At 41.8% G+C, this 19,070-nt stretch carries 11 protein-coding genes; 7 read left to right on the forward strand and 4 right to left on the reverse strand.

Features of this window, described 5'->3' with window-relative positions; genetic code table 11:
• Window positions 1-53: 53 nt before the first annotated feature.
• Complete coding sequence (locus LU297_RS09960; RefSeq protein ID WP_263076369.1) at window positions 54-4,601, reverse strand: two-partner secretion domain-containing protein; 4,548 nt, start codon at window positions 4,599-4,601, stop codon at window positions 54-56.
• Between the two features lie 394 nt (window positions 4,602-4,995).
• On the opposite strand from LU297_RS09960, the gene LU297_RS09965 reads away from it, so the two are divergent.
• Window positions 4,996-5,202, forward strand: a complete 207-nt coding sequence (locus LU297_RS09965; RefSeq protein WP_263076370.1) for a hypothetical protein — start codon at window positions 4,996-4,998, stop codon at window positions 5,200-5,202.
• Window positions 5,203-5,297: 95 nt separating this feature from the next.
• On the opposite strand, the gene LU297_RS09970 is transcribed toward LU297_RS09965, so the two are convergent.
• Genes LU297_RS09970 through LU297_RS09980 form a run of 3 tightly spaced genes read right to left on the reverse strand, consistent with a single transcriptional unit; the run spans window position 5,298 to window position 12,396 of the window.
• On the reverse strand, window positions 5,298-6,164 hold the full coding sequence (locus tag LU297_RS09970) for a hypothetical protein (RefSeq protein WP_263076372.1): 867 nt from the start codon (window positions 6,162-6,164) through the stop codon (window positions 5,298-5,300).
• A gap of 35 nt (window positions 6,165-6,199) precedes the next feature.
• A complete protein-coding gene (locus LU297_RS09975; protein ID WP_263076373.1) occupies window positions 6,200-7,060 on the reverse strand; it encodes a hypothetical protein in 861 nt (286 codons plus the stop codon).
• Complete coding sequence (locus tag LU297_RS09980; protein WP_263076374.1) at window positions 7,057-12,396, reverse strand: two-partner secretion domain-containing protein; 5,340 nt, start codon at window positions 12,394-12,396, stop codon at window positions 7,057-7,059. Before LU297_RS09980 ends, LU297_RS09975 begins: the two co-directional genes overlap by 4 nt.
• 615 nt (window positions 12,397-13,011) lie before the next feature.
• Here LU297_RS09980 and yajC point away from each other — a divergent pair.
• The 6 genes from yajC to accB all read left to right on the forward strand — a co-directional run bounded on the left by yajC (window position 13,012) and on the right by accB (window position 19,058).
• Window positions 13,012-13,344 (forward strand): preprotein translocase subunit YajC, encoded by a 333-nt coding sequence (gene yajC, locus LU297_RS09985; protein ID WP_263077397.1) that lies wholly within the window; start codon window positions 13,012-13,014, stop codon window positions 13,342-13,344.
• A gap of 108 nt (window positions 13,345-13,452) precedes the next feature.
• Window positions 13,453-15,330 (forward strand): protein translocase subunit SecD, encoded by a 1,878-nt coding sequence (secD, locus tag LU297_RS09990; RefSeq protein ID WP_263076375.1) that lies wholly within the window; start codon window positions 13,453-13,455, stop codon window positions 15,328-15,330.
• A 9-nt stretch (window positions 15,331-15,339) separates the two neighbouring features.
• Window positions 15,340-16,470, forward strand: a complete 1,131-nt coding sequence (gene secF / locus LU297_RS09995; protein WP_263076376.1) for a protein translocase subunit SecF — start codon at window positions 15,340-15,342, stop codon at window positions 16,468-16,470.
• A gap of 7 nt (window positions 16,471-16,477) precedes the next feature.
• Window positions 16,478-17,830, forward strand: a complete 1,353-nt coding sequence (locus LU297_RS10000; RefSeq protein ID WP_263076377.1) for an MATE family efflux transporter — start codon at window positions 16,478-16,480, stop codon at window positions 17,828-17,830.
• Window positions 17,823-18,440, forward strand: a complete 618-nt coding sequence (locus tag LU297_RS10005) for an LOG family protein (protein WP_263076378.1) — start codon at window positions 17,823-17,825, stop codon at window positions 18,438-18,440. The genes LU297_RS10000 and LU297_RS10005 overlap by 8 nt, the downstream gene beginning before the upstream one ends.
• 186 nt (window positions 18,441-18,626) lie before the next feature.
• Complete coding sequence (accB, locus tag LU297_RS10010; protein WP_263076379.1) at window positions 18,627-19,058, forward strand: acetyl-CoA carboxylase biotin carboxyl carrier protein; 432 nt, start codon at window positions 18,627-18,629, stop codon at window positions 19,056-19,058.
• Window positions 19,059-19,070: the final 12 nt, after the last annotated feature.

The raw sequence follows: 19,070 nt of genomic DNA on the forward strand, positions 1-19,070 counted from the left end.
AATGCCCCAAGTAAGATTGGGGCATTTTTTATGGGGTAATTGTAAAAATGAAATTATCTTGCACATAGTGCAACAAAACCAAAAAGATATTTATTGCATAAATAGGCGAGATTTTTCGCGGCGGGCATCATCATCTCCAATCTTCCTGTATTTATTAGGGCTGCCAATCTATTTGCTTCTTCCTGATTGGCTTTTGGTGCATTTGCTCTAATTTTATTATAATAAGCCCCATTCCATCTCACCACCTCCTCAGCCATCTGCACTGCCATATTCACATCTTCTTCTGCTAGGGCTGCTACTGTCCCTGCGATGAGTTTGGCTTGGTTGATGATACTTTGTCTTTGAGAGTCTGTTAGGGTAGTGGGGTCATCTATTTGCCAATCTGCCCAGATTTCTGCCATACTAGCACCTAAGGCACCTGCTTGGCAAGTTGATCCTTGTGCTTTGGCAGATAGACAGCCTGTGAGTCCTGCGGCAAGTTTGTGGGCGATGTTGTTAATGTTGCCATCTGTATCAATGGGTTTAACCAAATGAGCAAAGGCTTGTTGATGTGATAGGGCAATCAGTTGATTACCAAGATTGGTTTTTAGGTTGTCTTCTAAGTCTGTGCCATAGATGGCAGATTGTAGTAGGCTTTTTGAAGTACTTTGGGCAATGCCTTTGATGAATCTGTCATTAAGACTTAACTGGGTTTGGTCAATGCCTTGTATGTTTAGTCCTTTATCAATCTTATTGCTGATACCAGCACTGGCGATGGCAAAGGCAAGCTGTTTGGCATTGTCTTTATTGCCAAGCTGCTTGATGGCGGCTTTGATGTTGCCTTGATTATTGATTAGGCTGATGGTGGCTTGTTCGGCAAGGGTGCTAAGAGCGGTATTTGCCATCGCTGTCAGGGTATGACTGCCCAATAAAGTACCGTTAATCGGTGCAATACCGCCTGTTGCCATTCCCATGGCAATGGTTAAGATGGCAGCCCCTGCTGGAGTAAGACCTGCTTGCTGGTAGTTCCATTCTTTTTGAGTGAGAATAAGGGTCTGCCAGTCGATGTTGTTTTGCTGGATGAGCGAATTTAGATAGCTGTATTCGGGCTGTTTGGCAAGTTCAAGGATTTGTTCCTTGATGACTTTTCTTTGGACATCTTTTTCGCTGATAGGGATTTGTACCACAAGACCGCCATCGGCAACAAAACTAGGCGGTGTACTACCTGTAAAGCTGGGTAAAACAGCTGTTTGAGTATATTGTCCTTTATCTTGCATTCGTTGCCAAAAGACTTCATTGGCTTGTGAGGTGGTGCTTATATTGAGAGTGCTAATCGCTGGAAGTAGATGAACTTTGCCGCCTGCTTCAATATTTGCACCAGACAGATAGCTAAATATACTGCCTTGTAGGGTGGTGTCGCCAAGAGATTTGGTATTGATATAACGAGCGGTCAAAGAGGCGGGCAGGGCAGTAATTTGCAATTTGTGATGATTGGTTGTTGCATTGCCTGCTTTAACGCCCAAGATGCGTCTTTTGACCTGAGTATCTTGATGATGCTCATGCACATCATTGACGCTAAATAGATTGATTGCACCTGTAGCAAAGACACTGATATTGCCTGTCGTACTCATTTTGGTGGCATAAAAGTCAGCATTACTTTGATGACCTTGAGCGGTTAATGAGATATGATGGGCAGCCAAAGAAGTCGGTAGGGCGGTGGAATACTCATCTTGGGTTTGAACATTGATGGTTTTGCGATTGAGTGCACTGCCTTTTTTGCTGCTACTTTCATCGTAGCGATGGGTATAATTGATGGCATGGTCAACGAGTAAATGATGATTAGCAGCGATGGTTAGGTTAGACTTAGCATCAATGTTGCCAGCTTGTACAACCAAATGGACTGGCTGCCCTGCTTGATTGGTCTTGGTGGCAGATAGGCTGACATTACTGGCTGTGATTTGACTTGGCACAAACAAAGCATGGTTGCGATAATAAGAGGAGTTTTCCTTGCCCATTTCATAGATGTTGTGTGAGCCATCGACTAGGATGCTGGCGGTGATGTTTTGGTCGTTTTTGTGGTATTTGTCAGTTAATGTACCCTGTGCTTGCAAAGTGATGTTATTGGCAGCGGTCAAGTTCGATGAACGGATTAGAATGCCTTGAGCAGCATTCATGCTGATATTGTTTTGTGCTGTCAGGGTGGAGGGCTGATATTCTGTACCGATTGGATTTCTTTTCAAGTCAGCCAGTTGGTCAGTCAATCTTGATACATCAGCTTGCAAAGCCTCCTCTTTTGATTTGGCAGGCAAATGCTTAGATAATACCGATTCTAATTCGTTGATTTTGGCGTTGGTTTGGTTAATTAGTCGGTCATAGTCAGCCACAGTCTTTGGATCTGCCGGCGAAGTGGGTGATGCTGAACGAAATCTAATCCCTGATGGTGGGGGAGGCGGTGGGGGAGGTAAGAGAGTGTCGCCAAGCGATCTGCTGTTTTCTGGTAGAGATGGCGTGGCAGGATTGCTTAATGCCTGTCTTTGACTATGATGCAAAGCTAGCTGAAATTGCAGAGAATTAATCTGAGTCTGCAATTGTCGATAAGACTGATATGCGTCAGATTTTTGAAAGATTGCTAATGCTTGCTTGGCTTGTTTGAGCTGTTTTTCTATATTGTCAATCGTATGTATGGGCAATGCTTGACCATCTAGGCGATTGCTTAGAGCATCAACCAGAACGGAGCCCTTCCCAGCATTTAGATGGATATTTTTACCTGTAATATTTGCCCCTTGTAAAACAATCTCTTGTGCGGATATGGTCAAATTTCCTTTTGGAGTAAGTTGTGCTAATTGACCTGAGCCAATACCCTTAGTGCCTTCATGACCGATTAAATCAATGTTGCCATTTTGGGACTGTAGCCATAAATCTCCATCAGCAGATAATTGATGTGTCTGAGGTCGAATGTGCAATGCTTGCTCGCTAATAATAGATAAGTCGCCACTTAGTGTCGTAGTTTGCGGATTTTTGGTTAACAGCTGTGTTTTGGTTGCATTAGCAAATAATTGACCCTGCGGCTTGATGGACAGCTTTTTGGTTTTTAATAAAATTGCACCAGCCGTCAGATTGGTCGATCCTGTAATCGTATGCAAACCAAGTGAAACGCTACTTAAGATACCCTTAGCACTTAAATTACCACCTATATTTTGATCGCCTGTGGTATAAAGCGTTAAATGATGATCGGCATTGGCAGTCGTGTTTTGCCAAACTAGGTCTTTTCTAGACTCAATAGAGATGTTTTTGTGTGCAGTTAAATTACTGTTAGTCAGCGTTTGATTTTGGTGTGTGTAGAGATTGATTGATCCATCTGCATTTAACTGGTTGTCAGTCATTTGTGCACTGCCAGCTAATGATGCTACAGTGATGTTGCCTGTTGTACGAATACTACTTTTACCGATAGATAGAGCGTCTTTGGTAACTAACTGGACATTGCTGGCAGTCATATTGGACTGCTGTACGCTGAGCGTCTTGGCTTTGGTTTCAATGTTGCTGGCAGTTAAATTTGTTTGATGTAGATTAAGGGTGTTGTTTGTTGTTAAAAGGATGTCTCTCCCTCCTGTCACATTGCCTGCCAAAGTTTGATTGTTAGCATTTAGGTGGATATTGCCTTGTTTGGTGCTCATCACCCCTTGTGCCGACTGGTAAATATCTGTTTGGCTACTTAGTAGGATTTGATGATCTGCATGTATATTGCCTGTGTTTTTGATGTATCCATCACTACTGACATAGACTTGCTGAGCGGCGTTTAAGCTACCAGCATTATTGACACCAACGCCCTGATCGGTAACAATCAAACGAATATTGCCAGCATACATACCGCCAAGCTGACCTGTATCAATAGCAATGGTGGCAGCGGAAGATTTATTTGATGATGCTTGAACAGGAGTGGAAAGTCCATTGGTAATAATATTAGAGCCTGCAACAACATTAATACTATCATTGGCATGGATTTTGCCATTTAATTCCACTGCTTTAGCATATAGATTAAGATAATTGGCTTGATGCCTATCGGACATACCTGTTTGACCGATATTAATTTTACCAGCATTGATTTGATGGCTAATGTTGCCCTGCAAATGACTAACCGTGCCAGTTGTTAATGTTGCCTCATTTGTGTTAATAAACCCAGCACCAGAAACTACAATTCCTGACGGGTTGGCAATGATAACATTGGCTGTTTGTCCAGCAACCTCAATAATACCAGCAATATTGGTGGCTTTACTACTGTTAATTTCATTGATGATGGTATGGGCAGAACCTTGTTGTAAAAAAGGATTACCCTCAATCTGATTGGCAAGCTGTGTCTGTGTACTACCACGAGCATTGTTTAGCACGACACCTATGTCATTAACATTGAACCTTTCGTATTGATTATGAGATATGCCATTAACAGGTGTGCGAATCTGTACCACAGGAACAGCTTGTCCATTAGTATGAGTTCCTGCAAGAATAATGGGTTTTTTATTAGAATCTGCTTTTGGATCGCTGATAACTTGGGCAATGCTTGATGTTGAAATTGATAAAAGAATGGCAGAAATGGCAATATTCAAAGATGATTTTGAAAATAGCATTTTAACTTCCTTGTAAAATTGTCAGCTCCTTCTTAGATTTAGTGAAAGTTTAGCAAATACCAAAAAATAGTTCAAGTCGGAATTGGTATGATTTTTGAGGAAATTTAATCACGGGTTGGTGTGTATGAATACCTTATTTAACTAATCTTTTATGTAACGAACTTCAAAATTATAATAATATTAAAAATCAATTATTAACTAATTTCTTTGATTTTTGAGTTCATAAACAAGCATTTTGTTCGTCTTATTATGCCACATCTTATAGATATTATAAGTCTTTTGCTTGCAGAAATGCCAAGACAAGACTGCGAAAAAATTAAAAAAATGAGAGTTTGGTTCCCACAAGAACGGGAGAGGAGCGGTGTTCTTATGTGTCATGTAAAGCAGACTATCTGTGCAATACAGCCTAAAACAAGGCATGGAGCATCCGCTAAAACTGATGGCACGCACCACCTTTATCCCATGGATGGATGACATCTGGGATCGGGGTATGTACGAAAGACAGAGTGCTGATTATTACTGGCAAGGTTATAAAGATTTGTGCTTTAGAGTGCAGGCGTATGTCAATGAGAATCCCAAGCTAAGAGACATGTATCCCTAAACCGCTTTATCAAGAATAAAAAACCACCATCGAAAAGATGGTGGTTGGTGGGGTTGGTTATGCAGTGTACTAGCACAATGCTGAGTCTGATATAACTATAACTTACTAGCCCAAGGACCAAAATCAAACCTAGAATAATCCTCTCCAACTTGTGAAAATACATGTAAGAAATATTCATCTAGCATCTCTTGTGGGTTATTGATTTCATAAATTCCATTAATAAAGTCGCCATCTTTTACCCAAAACATACGATGGTCATAATAGTAACACATGAGTATTAAATCATATTCTTTTGGGTCTTCATCAGGCTTACAGCAATCTATCATAACCCTTAGATTGGGAAAACCATCTGTACGATATTTTTCTTGTTTTTCAATACCTTCAATTTCAATATCAATAAAAGCATAGGGAATTTTTTTAACCAAACTTTCAATTGCTTGCTTGGCTTTTTTGCGTGAGTTGGGTAAGTAAATATCAAATGGTTTCCAACAGCTATATGGGTCTCCGATTAGCATGGTTCCCCCTTGAATATACCTAACACTATCAGATAGTAACACGCCACCAAATGCCTTTAACCAACCATCTTTTAAATAGTTTGGTAGCCAATGGTAATAATCTTCACTAGGGTCAGTTAAAAAATAAATTCTTTGGTTTAACTCAAAAAATGTTGATAAAGATAAATTTAACTCAATTAATTCATACCAATAAACTGTTAATTGGCAATTTAATTGGAAATCATTTAAATATTGATAGGTTTTTGGATAATGGGCTTGTAATGATAATATGGATTTGTGAATATCCAATCCTAACTGTCTGATTTGTTCATCATAAATCCACTTATAATCACTGTTATTGATATAATCCATTTCTTTGTGCTTCATATCAGAGACAAAATCTGCAACATACTCAACAATTTTATTTGACATATTTTGCTCAAGTTTGTCTTTTGTATAGATAGGCATAGTTTTCTCCATAAAAACATATCTAATTCTATAATCTAAAAATCCACCATATATGGAGTAAAATCAAAGTCGCCATCTTGACCCGAAAAAATATGGGCTGCGTAACTATCAATGGCTTCTTGTGGATTATTCAATCTTTTTATGCTAAATACATCAGCATTTTGGATAATATAGATATTTTCTCCCTGATCAATAGATGAGCAAAATAATTGGAAACCAGTGTTGCTATAGTCGTCCATAGTTCGTGTATCTAATAGATTTCTTAACTCAAAATAATCATTTCTATTATCCCCTGTATACTGATCGTCATCATAATCTCTCACGATGCGATGATTAAACTTAGCATCTAAAAAATCACAATATTTATCTCTATTTTGTCTAGTTTCAAAATTATCTATAATAGAGTGAATTGGACTTTGTAAAGTTGTTGGCAGACGGCTTTTAAAAGGACTAGTAACTGTGTCTTCTGCAATATGCCACGCATCTGTGTGGAGTATCCAAGAGCGAAGAACAAAAACTGGTAAATTTTTGTAAAAAATACTATCAGGATCTTGTTCGTAGCAAGGAATTGATGGATATGATAAATAAAAACATTGATGATTAACAATTATACCAAATTGAGTAATATCTCCCATAATTTCTGGATAAGGTGATTTTTCTACAGCATAGAAGAACTCTGCTTTTAAAAGCAGCTGATAGGTTTTGGGTTGAAGGCTTTCAAAGGGTTGGACTAAATATTCCTTTAAATCGCCTTTTGAAATAAAATGGTAGCCATCATATTTTCTTTCATTGCATTTTAAACTTAGTTCCATAAATGGAATATCATCAAAATCATTTTGATAAAAGACTTTATCACAACTTTCCTCTAACTGAGTTTTAGTCAAAAATAGTTTCATGATTTTTTTCTCCGCTTAAATAATTCTTGATGAACTTTTTCGGTTGCATCTTTGAGTATCTGCTGCTGTTGCCTTAACAAATATGCTCTATATTTAGGAGATATTTCTTTATTCCCCTTAACATATTTAACCCATCCATCAGTACCTGTTTCAATCTTAGAACCCTTAGAAGAGTTAAGATGTTTAGGTAGTGGCTGTAAATTAGAAGGATTATTTATGAGCTTTTCTTGTACATCTTTTGGCAAATCATTAAAGCCTGGAATTTTTTTAAATTCCGCTCTGGGGAGAATATGATCAAAAGATGCTACAGCGTCATCGGGAAAGAATTTTTTGGTATTTGTAAAAGGATCCAAATACATTACCTTGCCAGTTTTAGCATCTACCCAATCACCTTTGATTAAAATCTCGGCAGCATTACCATATTTGTTGCCAAAATCACAACAATTCGCATTATGCACCCACACACCCAATCTGCCCACATGATAGGTGTGAAAGTCATCCACTTCGATATTATAGACAGTGTCGGTGTGGTTGGGTAGTAGGTATTGGCTTATAACTTCTACTTCTTGATTGTTTCTATCAAGTAGTATCATGCCTTGTTCTAGTAAAGACGCTTTTAGCCAGCCTGTATCTTTAATCCAAAATGGGTGTTCAGCTGTGGTTTCTAAGGTTTCAATTTGACCTTGATGGTTTTTGACCGTTACTTGGAAAATGGGTTGGTCAGGTGTTGCTTTGGTGGCAATGACAGGACGATAGCCGTATTCTAGGGTAATGTCATTTCTTGTCCAAATCAGTTCACCACCTGTGAAGGTTTCGATGGTTTTCAAGCCTTCTGATGTTTCAATCAGGGTTCCTGCGGTAAAGCAAACGGTGCCTTTCTTGCACAGTTTAGAGATGCTATTGATAATAGCGGCACTAGCACCAGCACCAAAACCACCACCCAATCTATTTAAACTGGTGGTTGCATTCCACCTAACCACCTCCTCAGCCATCTGCACTGCCATATTCACATCTTCTTCTGCTAGGGCTGCTACTGTCCCTGCGATGAGTTTGGCTTGGTTGATGATACTTTGTCTTTGAGAGTCTGTTAGGGTAGTGGGGTCATCTATTTGCCAATCTGCCCAGATTTCTGCCATACTAGCACCTAAGGCACCTGCTTGGCAAGTTGATCCTTGTGCTTTGGCAGATAGACAGCCTGTGAGTCCTGCGGCAAGTTTGTGGGCGATGTTGTTAATGTTGCCATCTGTATCAATGGGTTTAACCAAATGAGCAAAGGCTTGTTGATGTGATAGGGCAATCAGTTGATTACCAAGATTGGTTTTTAGGTTGTCTTCTAAGTCTGTGCCATAGATGGCAGATTGTAGTAGGCTTTTTGAAGTACTTTGGGCAATGCCTTTGATGAATCTGTCATTAAGACTTAACTGGGTTTGGTCAATGCCTTGTATGTTTAGTCCTTTATCAATCTTATTGCTGATACCAGCACTGGCGATGGCAAAGGCAAGCTGTTTGGCATTGTCTTTATTGCCAAGCTGCTTGATGGCGGCTTTGATGTTGCCTTGATTATTGATTAGGCTGATGGTGGCTTGTTCGGCAAGGGTGCTAAGAGCGGTATTTGCCATCGCTGTCAGGGTATGACTGCCCAATAAAGTACCGTTAATCGGTGCAATACCGCCTGTTGCCATTCCCATGGCAATGGTTAAGATGGCAGCCCCTGCTGGAGTAAGACCTGCTTGCTGGTAGTTCCATTCTTTTTGAGTGAGAATAAGGGTCTGCCAGTCGATGTTGTTTTGCTGGATGAGCGAATTTAGATAGCTGTATTCGGGCTGTTTGGCAAGTTCAAGGATTTGTTCCTTGATGACTTTTCTTTGGACATCTTTTTCGCTGATAGGGATTTGTACCACAAGACCGCCATCGGCAACAAAACTAGGCGGTGTACTACCTGTAAAGCTGGGTAAAACAGCTGTTTGAGTATATTGTCCTTTATCTTGCATTCGTTGCCAAAAGACTTCATTGGCTTGTGAGGTGGTGCTTATATTGAGAGTGCTAATCGCTGGAAGTAGATGAACTTTGCCGCCTGCTTCAATATTTGCACCAGACAGATAGCTAAATATACTGCCTTGTAGGGTGGTGTCGCCAAGAGATTTGGTATTGATATAACGAGCGGTCAAAGAGGCGGGCAGGGCAGTAATTTGCAATTTGTGATGATTGGTTGTTGCATTGCCTGCTTTAACGCCCAAGATGCGTCTTTTGACCTGAGTATCTTGATGATGCTCATGCACATCATTGACGCTAAATAGATTGATTGCACCTGTAGCAAAGACACTGATATTGCCTGTCGTACTCATTTTGGTGGCATAAAAGTCAGCATTACTTTGATGACCTTGAGCGGTTAATGAGATATGATGGGCAGCCAAAGAAGTCGGTAGGGCGGTGGAATACTCATCTTGGGTTTGAACATTGATGGTTTTGCGATTGAGTGCACTGCCTTTTTTGCTGCTACTTTCATCGTAGCGATGGGTATAATTGATGGCATGGTCAACGAGTAAATGATGATTAGCAGCGATGGTTAGGTTAGACTTAGCATCAATGTTGCCAGCTTGTACAACCAAATGGACTGGCTGCCCTGCTTGATTGGTCTTGGTGGCAGATAGGCTGACATTACTGGCTGTGATTTGACTTGGCACAAACAAAGCATGGTTGCGATAATAAGAGGAGTTTTCCTTGCCCATTTCATAGATGTTGTGTGAGCCATCGACTAGGATGCTGGCGGTGATGTTTTGGTCGTTTTTGTGGTATTTGTCAGTTAATGTACCCTGTGCTTGCAAAGTGATGTTATTGGCAGCGGTCAAGTTCGATGAACGGATTAGAATGCCTTGAGCAGCATTCATGCTGATATTGTTTTGTGCTGTCAGGGTGGAGGGCTGATATTCTGTACCGATTGGATTTCTTTTCAAGTCAGCCAGTTGGTCAGTCAATCTTGATACATCAGCTTGCAAAGCCTCCTCTTTTGATTTGGCAGGCAAATGCTTAGATAATACCGATTCTAATTCGTTGATTTTGGCGTTGGTTTGGTTAATTAGTCGGTCATAGTCAGCCACAGTCTTTGGATCTGCCGGCGAAGTGGGTGATGCTGAACGAAATCTAATCCCTGATGGTGGGGGAGGCGGTGGGGGAGGTAAGAGAGTGTCGCCAAGCGATCTGCTGTTTTCTGGTAGAGATGGCGTGGCAGGATTGCTTAATGCCTGTCTTTGACTATGATGCAAAGCTAGCTGAAATTGCAGAGAATTAATCTGAGTCTGCAATTGTCGATAAGACTGATATGCGTCAGATTTTTGAAAGATTGCTAATGCTTGCTTGGCTTGTTTGAGCTGTTTTTCTATATTGTCAATCGTATGTATGGGCAATGCTTGACCATCTAGGCGATTGCTTAGAGCATCAACCAGAACGGAGCCCTTCCCAGCATTTAGATGGATATTTTTACCTGTAATATTTGCCCCTTGTAAAACAATCTCTTGTGCGGATATGGTCAAATTTCCTTTTGGAGTAAGTTGTGCTAATTGACCTGAGCCAATACCCTTAGTGCCTTCATGACCGATTAAATCAATGTTGCCATTTTGGGACTGTAGCCATAAATCTCCATCAGCAGATAATTGATGTGTCTGAGGTCGAATGTGCAATGCTTGCTCGCTAATAATAGATAAGTCGCCACTTAGTGTCGTAGTTTGCGGATTTTTGGTTAACAGCTGTGTTTTGGTTGCATTAGCAAATAATTGACCCTGCGGCTTGATGGACAGCTTTTTGGTTTTTAATAAAATTGCACCAGCCGTCAGATTGGTCGATCCTGTAATCGTATGCAAACCAAGTGAAACGCTACTTAAGATACCCTTAGCACTTAAATTACCACCTATATTTTGATCGCCTGTGGTATAAAGCGTTAAATGATGATCGGCATTGGCAGTCGTGTTTTGCCAAACTAGGTCTTTTCTAGACTCAATAGAGATGTTTTTGTGTGCAGTTAAATTACTGTTAGTCAGCGTTTGATTTTGGTGTGTGTAGAGATTGATTGATCCATCTGCATTTAACTGGTTGTCAGTCATTTGTGCACTGCCAGCTAATGATGCTACAGTGATGTTGCCTGTTGTACGAATACTACTTTTACCGATAGATAGAGCGTCTTTGGTAACTAACTGGACATTGCTGGCAGTCATATTGGACTGCTGTACGCTGAGCGTCTTGGCTTTGGTTTCAATGTTGCTGGCAGTTAAATTTGTTTGATGTAGATTAAGGGTGTTGTTTGTTGTTAAAAGGATGTCTCTCCCTCCTGTCACATTGCCTGCCAAAGTTTGATTGTTAGCATTTAGGTGGATATTGCCTTGTTTGGTGCTCATCACCCCTTGTGCCGACTGGTAAATATCTGTTTGGCTACTTAGTAGGATTTGATGATCTGCATGTATATTGCCTGTGTTTTTGATGTATCCATCACTACTGACATAGACTTGCTGAGCGGCGTTTAAGCTACCAGCATTATTGACACCAACGCCCTGATCGGTAACAATCAAACGAATATTGCCAGCATACATACCGCCAAGCTGACCTGTATCAATAGCAATGGTGGCAGCGGAAGATTTATTTGATGATGCTTGAACAGGAGTGGAAAGTCCATTGGTAATAATATTAGAGCCTGCAACAACATTAATACTATCATTGGCATGGATTTTGCCATTTAATTCCACTGCTTTAGCATATAGATTAAGATAATTGGCTTGATGCCTATCGGACATACCTGTTTGACCGATATTAATTTTACCAGCATTGATTTGATGGCTAATGTTGCCCTGCAAATGACTAACCGTGCCAGTTGTTAATGTTGCCTCATTTGTGTTAATAAACCCAGCACCAGAAACTACAATTCCTGACGGGTTGGCAATGATAACATTGGCTGTTTGTCCAGCAACCTCAATAATACCAGCAATATTGGTGGCTTTACTACTGTTAATTTCATTGATGATGGTATGGGCAGAACCTTGTTGTAAAAAAGGATTACCCTCAATCTGATTGGCAAGCTGTGTCTGTGTACTACCACGAGCATTGTTTAGCACGACACCTATGTCATTAACATTGAACCTTTCGTATTGATTATGAGATATGCCATTAACAGGTGTGCGAATCTGTACCACAGGAACAGCTTGTCCATTAGTATGAGTTCCTGCAAGAATAATGGGTTTTTTATTAGAATCTGCTTTTGGATCGCTGATAACTTGGGCAATGCTTGATGTTGAAATTGATAAAAGAATGGCAGAAATGGCAATATTCAAAGATGATTTTGAAAATAGCATTTTAACTTCCTTGTAAAATTGTCAGCTCCTTCTTAGATTTAGTGAAAGTTTAGCAAATACCAAAAAATAGTTCAAGTCGGAATTGGTATGATTTTTGAGGAAATTTAATCACGGGTTGGTGTGTATGAATACCTTATTTAACATAATATACATTATGCGAAGTGTAAGCAATCGACTTAGGGGATTGATGAATGCTTGATACGCACACTTTAAACGATGTGTTTGGCATGATTACTCATCAAGTTGCTCGTTGTGATTGCTTGGGTTTGAAGCTAATGACGGCACTCATCAAGACCAACTGATGGCGATTTGGTTTTGGTGCTAGTCATGCTTGGTCAATGTGCATTCATCAAATGTGTTAAATATACCTCATCAAATCATCAAAATAATGCCAAAAAATCAATCAATTTGGGCGAAAACCCCACCTGTATTTATGTTAATTATCTTCACAAAATCAGTACCACATAGTCGATAATCGGTCTTGTGAATATCGCTATATTCATCTATAATAGCTTGTTATTTGTGCAAAAATTTTGGCAAAATACTTGATTTTACGAAGAATTTGATGCCAAATCGATGTTTTTAATACACCAAACATGATAGGAGTTTTTTATGTTGGACTTGCTGATTAACACCGCTCACGCCACACAAGGTGCGGCTGGCGAACAGTCGCTATTCATGAATCTGTTGATTCCTGTGGCATTTTTTGCAATTTTTTATTTTCTCATCATTCGCCCACAATCAAAACGCAATAAGCAACATAAAGCGATGGTTGATGGCTTGTCAGCTGGCAATGAAGTGGTATTTGCAGGTGGTTTGATTGGTAAAATCAAACGCATTGAAGGCGATTATGCGGTCGTAACGCTCAACAATGGCGGTACAGAAGTTAAGGTTCAGCGTGCCAGCGTTTTGATGGTATTGCCAGCAGGCACTGTTGATAATATCTAATTTTATGCTTGCCCAAACAGCTTTTTTGCAAAGATTTTTTTGCAAAATTGACCGTTTGGGTTGTTTTATTTCTAAGCCAATCGGCTTATCAATCAAATAAGAATATCTATGCATTATCCCGCTTGGAAATATGTGCTGATTGCTCTTGTGTTGTTCATCGCAGGCATTTATGCACTACCAAATCTCTATCCTGATGAACCTGCGGTACAAATCACGGGTGCTAGTGCAGGTACACAGCTGACTGAGGAGGTCTTAACTCAGGCTCAATCAGCATTAAGCGAGGCAGGACTTGACCATCATGATGGTAGTTTTGCCAATAATAGTGCCTTAGTCCGCTTAAATAATTCCGAAGACCAGCTAAAAGCCCAAGAAGTTCTACGCCGTAAATTGGGCGAAAACTATGTGGTTGCTCTCAACCTTGCCCAAACCACGCCAGAATGGCTGACCAAAATCGGTGCAAAACCAATGAAACTGGGTCTAGACTTGCGTGGCGGTGTGCGTTTTGTGCTTGAAGTGGACATGGACAAGGCATTGGAACAACGCCTAAGCACTGCCAGCCAAGATGTTCGCCGAGCTTTGCGTGCTGAGCAGATTCCTGTGCAGTCAATGCGTACCACCAAACAAGGCTTGATGCTGACCTTTGGCAGCAATGAGCAACGCAATCAGGCTCAAACTGTTCTACAAAAAAACATGGGTCTTGATTTTGCTTTGCGTCCGCTCATGGATACACAAGGCCCTGCCCTTGAAATGGTATATACCGAAGCCAAACTTGCTGAGATTAACGAATATGCCGTCAGCCAAAACTTGACCACCTTGCGTAATCGTATCAATGAGCTTGGTGTGGCAGAGGCATTGGTTCAATCACAAGGTTCAAACCGCATCGTGGTTGAGTTACCTGGCGTCCAAGACACCGCCGAAGCTAAGCGTGTGCTTGGTCGTACTGCCAACCTAGAATTTCGTATGGTGAGCGAAGAAGCTGCCAATTATACAGGCGGCATTCCACCTGCTGGTACGGAGGCTTTCCCGTTTGGTACCACAGACGGCCCTGCGGTTTTGCTTGACAAACAAGCCATCGTAACAGGCGAAAAAGTACAAGGTGCACAGCCAGGCGTGGGTGAAGATGGTCGTTCGGAGGTTTCTATCACGCTAGATACCGCAGGCGGTCGTTTGATGCAAAATGCCACTCGTACAGCCGTAGGCAAACAAATGGCGGTCTTGTTTATTGAGCATAAACAAAAAATCAGTTATGAGCCAGACCCAGCCACAGGCGAGCTGGTCGAAAAACGCACCCCCTACTCTGAAATGCGTGTCATCAACCGAGCCACCATTCAAGCGGTGCTGGGTTCGTCATTCCGCATCACAGGTCTTGACAGTGAGGCAGAAGCGTCTGAGCTTGCCCTATTGCTTCGTTCAGGAGCATTGGCAGCACCGATGTACTTTGTTGAAGAACGCACCATTGGTCCATCATTGGGTCAAGAAAACATTGATAAAGGTATTTTCTCAACGCAAGTTGGCTATCTGCTGGTGTTTTTGTGGATGATTATCTTCTATCGTGCTTTTGGTGTGATTGCTAATATTGCATTGGCATTCAATGTCATCATCATGGTGGCAATCATGTCAATCATTGGCTCATCATTGACCCTGCCTGGTATTGCAGGTATTGTTTTGACCATCGGTATGGCGGTCGATGCCAATGTGCTGATTTTTGAACGCATTCGTGAAGAACTTGCCAATGGTGCTCGTGCCAAAGGTGCGATTGTGGCAGGCTTTGATCGTGCATTTAGCAGTATTTTTGATGCCAACATCACCACGCTGTTGGTGGCGTTTATTTTATTTGCCATCGGTACAGGTCCGATTAAGGGCTTTGCCATCACTTTGGCAATCGGTATCGTAACTTCGCTATTTACTGCCATTTTGGTGACTCGTGCCATGATTCAAATTTGGTACGGTAAGCGTAAAAATTTAACCAAACTAAGTATCGGTTAGGAGTTTATTATGAGTTCTGAAAATCACCCAATCGATGCCAATGCAGCTGACCGCCCTACTCGCCGCCGCACGCCACGCCGTGACGGTAAAGGAGCAAATGCCAGTGCCAACCAACATCTGGCTGACCAAAGTATCATCGCCCAAGCGGACGAATTTGCCGAAAAAGAAGGCGGTGTCAAGCTGATTGCCAATCAAAAAATCTTAGGCTTTATGAAAATTGAAAAGCCGATGATGATTTTGTCGCTGATTTTGGTCATTGGTAGTTTGATTGCTATTTTTACCAAAGGTCTTAATCTGGGTCTGGATTTTACGGGCGGTGTTTCTGCTAATGTCATCTATCAAGAACCTGCCAAACAAACCGAGGTCATCGGTGCGTTAAGTCAGGCTGGTTTTCATGATGCGGTGGTGCAATATCTAGGCACAAACCAAGAGTTGCTCATTCGTTTACCACCCCAAGATGGCAATGCTGAGAGTTTGACTCCGCTACTGGATAAGGCATTGGACTTGCCAAACAACACCGCAACGGTTGATAGCATCAGCATCGTTGGCTCGCAAGTGGGTAATGAAATTTACCTAAATTCTCTGCTGGCTTTGGCGGTGGCACTGGGCATGATGTTGCTGTATGTGGGTACTCGCTTCCAGTTCAAGCTGTCTTTGGGTGCAGTTTTGGCACTGTTTCACGATGTCATCATTGTGGTCGGTGCATTTGCCCTATTCCAATGGCCGTTTGACTTGACGGTATTGGCGGCAGTATTGGCGTTGATTGGTTATTCGATTAACGATACGATTGTGGTGTATGACCGTATTCGTGAAAATTTCCGCCGTGTGCGTGGTCTTAGCCCAACACAGGTGCTTGATTTATCTTTGACTGAGACGCTACGCCGTACTTTCATGACGGTGGGAACAGTATTTGTGGTTGTGATTGCAATGCTATTTTTGGGTGGCGAAGGTCTGTACTGGTTCTCTGTTGCCCTATTCATCGGTCTGATTGCAGGTACTTATTCATCGGTCTATATCGCCAGCTCCATTCCGCTTCGTTTGGGACTGTCTCGTGAGGATTTCATCGTGCGTGTTAAGCCTGAGTTTGAAGAAGAGATGGTGGTGTTTGCCGATCCAGAGCTTCAAAATAGCAAGGACTGACCCTAAGATGAATATGCTTTCATCACACAATACGCCTAAAATTACTTTTAGGCGTATTTTTATCATCGCCATTCCTGTATTGCTTGCTAATCTGGCGATGCCCATACAAGGACTGGTGGACACCGCCATCATTGCCCAAATGGGTCAAGCCGCCTCTTTGGCTGGGCTTGGCATTGCGGTGCAGATGATGACGGTGCTATTGGCAAGTTTTAATTTTTTACAATACGCCAGTTCAGGCTTGACAGCACAACATCTGGGAGCGACTGGCTTGACCAGTGGCATATTAGCAATAGCGTGGCGTGCATGGCTGATTGCTGCCTTCATTGCCATCATGTTGTGGCTGGCACAGATTCCTTTGGTGCAGCTCGGCTTGACGCTATTTTCTGCCAGTCAGACCGCCAGCGACATTGCCAAAGAGTATCTTGGCATACGATTTTTTGGGGTGTTTGCTGAACTTGCCAATTATGTATTTGTTGGTGTGCTGGCGGGCATGGGGCGAACTCGCCAACTGCTACTATTACAAAGCACCATCGCCCTGCTAAATATCGTCATCAGTATTTTATTGGTGAAATTTGCCCACTTGGGTGTGGCAGGTGTGGCATGGGGAACGGTGCTTGCTCAATGGCTTGGCGTGCTGATGGGGCTGTTTGTTTTTGCCAACAGTTTGGGCATATCCATCAAGAAGATTTGGCAAATAAACATGCAAGCCTTTGAAAAATCAAAACTATTTTCCCTGCTACGCCTAAATAAAGACATTTTTATTCGCACCATTTTATTGACGCTCAGTTTTGCTTGGCTGACTAAGCTTGGGGCAATGCATGGCGATGCTGCGTTGTCTGCCAACATCATTTTGCTACAAATATTAAGCCTATCAGCATACGCACTTGATGGGCTGGCGGTGGCGGCAGAAACCCTGTGTGGTCAAGCCTTTGGGCAAAAAAACCGCTCATTATTTTTGCTGGCATTCAGACGAACAGGCATCAGCATCATGGCGATTGCTGCATTATTATCTGTTGGCTGGCTCTTGGCAATGCCAAGTTATCTTGATATGATGGCAAAAGACCCAGTCGTCCATGCCATCGCCACACGCCATTCGTTATTTGCTAGCCTATTGCCCATCGTGGGAGCATTGGCATATTGGATTGATGGTGTGTATTTTGGTATGACCGCAGGCAAACAAATCCGTCAAGCCGCCATGATTGTTGCCGTCATTTATTTTTTGGCGAGTGTGATTTTGCACACCAATTTTGGTATGATTGGGATTTGGTTGTCGGTACTTTTGTTATTGGCATTACGCTTTGTGGTGTTGGCGTGTTTTTTGCCAAGCACTCTTAATACTTTGGAAACCCAAGATGAATAAACTTGATTATATTGCCGTCTATTGCGGCTCAAATTTTGGCACAACTCCCGCCTATCATCAAGCCACTCAAATACTGGGGGAGATGATGGCAAAGCGTGGTTATACGCTGGTCTATGGCGGTGGCAAGGTGGGCTTAATGGGGACGATTGCCGATGCTGTGATTGCTCATGGTGGTCGCACCATTGGTGTCATTCCAAAGTTTTTGCTTGAAAAAGAGGTGGCGCATTTGGGGCTTGATGAACTGATTACCACGCCAGATATGCCCACTCGTAAGACCAAGATGATTGAATTGGCAGACGCTTTTATCGCATTGCCTGGTGGTATTGGTACTTATGAGGAGCTGTTTGAAGTGATTTCATTGGCTCAGCTTAGACAACACGCCAAGCCGATTGGTTTGCTAAATATTGCAGGATTTTTTGACCCATTGATACAGATGCTGACCCAAACTGCCGAAGCTGGATTCATGCCTAAGCAAAATGTTGGCTTGGTCTGCGTGGACGATGATGTCGAGCGTTTGTTTGAAAAAATGCAACATTATCAGTTTATTGAAACTCAAAAATGGGTCAAACCTGACTGGCTTGATGAGCTAAATGTACCAAAATTCATTTAAATAGCAACATTTGTGGCAAAATATGACAAAAAACACTTGCAATAAAATAAAACGAATGTACACTATACATAATGAAATTTTGGTATTTAAGAAATCAACTCAGCCCAGCCGATGGCAAGGTTGATTTGATGAGCATCTTAAATAAAATTCTTTATTTTAACTTTTTTTAATTGGAAGGTGATGGCAATGGACATCAAAAAAATTCGTGAACTTGTTGATTTGATGGAAGAAAAAGATTTGTTAAGTCTAGAATATGGTCAAGACGACAACTACATCAGCCTAACTCGTAATACCGCTGTACAGACCATTGCTGTGCCGCAAGCAGCACCGATGGCAGCCGCTCCTGCTCCTGTCGCTGCCCCTGCTCCAAAAGCACCAGCGGGCAAGGTAGAGACTTCGCCAATGGTTGGGGTGTTTTATTCAGCACCTAGTCCAAATGACCCTCCATTTGTCAAAGTTGGTCAAAAGGTAGAAGCTGGTGATACACTGGGCATCATTGAGGCAATGAAAATCATGAATCCGCTAGAAGCCACCCAAAGCGGCATCATCGAAGAGATTTTGGTGAGTAATGCTGAGGTGGTTGAATTTGGTCAGCCTGTCATTCGCTATAAAGCCTAACAGGATAGTGCC

Source organism: Moraxella nasicaprae (assembly GCF_025643275.1).
Taxonomy (GTDB): domain Bacteria; phylum Pseudomonadota; class Gammaproteobacteria; order Pseudomonadales; family Moraxellaceae; genus Moraxella; species Moraxella nasicaprae.

Coding starts and splice junctions, on each gene's coding strand:
- LU297_RS09960 (WP_263076369.1), bottom strand. CDS start 4,601: ATGCTATTTTCAAAATCATCTTTGAATATTGCCATTTCTGCCATTCTT.
- LU297_RS09970 (WP_263076372.1), bottom strand. CDS start 6,164: ATGCCTATCTATACAAAAGACAAACTTGAGCAAAATATGTCAAATAAA.
- LU297_RS09975 (WP_263076373.1), bottom strand. CDS start 7,060: ATGAAACTATTTTTGACTAAAACTCAGTTAGAGGAAAGTTGTGATAAA.
- LU297_RS09980 (WP_263076374.1), bottom strand. CDS start 12,396: ATGCTATTTTCAAAATCATCTTTGAATATTGCCATTTCTGCCATTCTT.
- secD (WP_263076375.1), top strand. CDS start 13,453: ATGCATTATCCCGCTTGGAAATATGTGCTGATTGCTCTTGTGTTGTTC.
- secF (WP_263076376.1), top strand. CDS start 15,340: ATGAGTTCTGAAAATCACCCAATCGATGCCAATGCAGCTGACCGCCCT.
- LU297_RS10000 (WP_263076377.1), top strand. CDS start 16,478: ATGAATATGCTTTCATCACACAATACGCCTAAAATTACTTTTAGGCGT.
- LU297_RS10005 (WP_263076378.1), top strand. CDS start 17,823: ATGAATAAACTTGATTATATTGCCGTCTATTGCGGCTCAAATTTTGGC.
- accB (WP_263076379.1), top strand. CDS start 18,627: ATGGACATCAAAAAAATTCGTGAACTTGTTGATTTGATGGAAGAAAAA.